The organism is Amycolatopsis sp. A133 (assembly GCF_031082405.1).
Lineage (GTDB): Bacteria > Actinomycetota > Actinomycetes > Mycobacteriales > Pseudonocardiaceae > Amycolatopsis.
This window is the reverse complement of record NZ_JAVHJU010000027.1, coordinates 1-1,058: the sequence shown is the minus strand read 5'-3', so window position 1 is coordinate 1,058 and position 1,058 is coordinate 1. Positions and strand designations below refer to the sequence as shown.

The window sequence follows — 1,058 nt, the reverse complement described above, 5'->3', positions numbered from 1 at the left end:
GATTTCGCCCTGCGCAGGGGGCATGACTACGCCACCGTGTTGATCGACGCCGATACCGGAGCCCGGATCGACGTGCTGCCCGGGCGCGGTGCTGAGGTGGTGGCCGGTTGGCTGCGGGCACATCCAGGAGTCGAAGTCGTGTGCCGGGACGGTTCGGCAGCCTACGCGCAGGCCGTGCGGGACGCGCTGCCGCAAGCGATCCAGGTAGCCGACCGATGGCATCTCTGGCACGGCCTGTGCGACGCCGCGGGCAAAGAGGTCGCAGCGCACAGCGCGTGCTGGGCCTCGGCCACGGGACTGCGCCAGGGAAAGCTTGCCGAAACCACCCTCCAGCGGTGGCAGCAGATCCATGCCCTGCTCGAGGCCGGAGTCGGGCTGCTGGACTGCTCACGCCGCCTCGGCCTGGCGCTGAACACAGTCAAGCGATACGCCCGCGCGGCCACACCGGAGCGCATCCAGCGGGTCCCCAAGTACCGGGCTTGCATGGTCGACCCGTATCGGGACCACCTGCGCGCCCGCCGTGAACAGGAGCCGGGCGTGGGGGCTACCGTGCTGCTGGGCGAAATCCGCGCTCTGGGTTACCACGGCAGCCAGAATCTCCTCGTGCGGTATCTGAACCAGGGACGGCATCTCGACGACCATCCGCACCTCTCGCCGCGCCGGGCCGCCCGGCTGCTGCTGACCCGGCCCGAGAATCTCACCGAGCGGCAACGCGATCGACTCGAAGCCCTGGCCGCGGCCTGCCCCGAGATGACGGCGCTGGCCGCCGTTGTGCGTTCCTTCGCCGTCCTTCTCGCGCCCCACAAGGACAATCCGGCTCAGTTGGCGGCATGGACCACCGCCGCACGCGAGGCAGATCTACCCCACGTGCACTCCTTCGCCCGAGGCATCGACCAGGACACCGACGCCGTCACCGCTGCGATCACCCTCGATCACCACAACGGACGCACCGAAGGCGTGAACACCAAAACGAAGCTCCTCAAGCGGCAAATGTACGGACGAGCAGGCTTTGCTCTCCTTCGCCACCGCATCCTCCTCGGGTAAGACCACCACCGAAA

At 68.3% G+C, this 1,058-nt stretch carries 1 protein-coding gene; it reads left to right on the top strand.

The window, feature by feature from the left end:
• The coding region (locus Q5425_RS21195) for an ISL3 family transposase (protein ID WP_308674006.1) at positions 1-1,044 on the top strand (1,044 nt) is incomplete at its 5' end.
• Positions 1,045-1,058 lie beyond the last annotated feature (14 nt).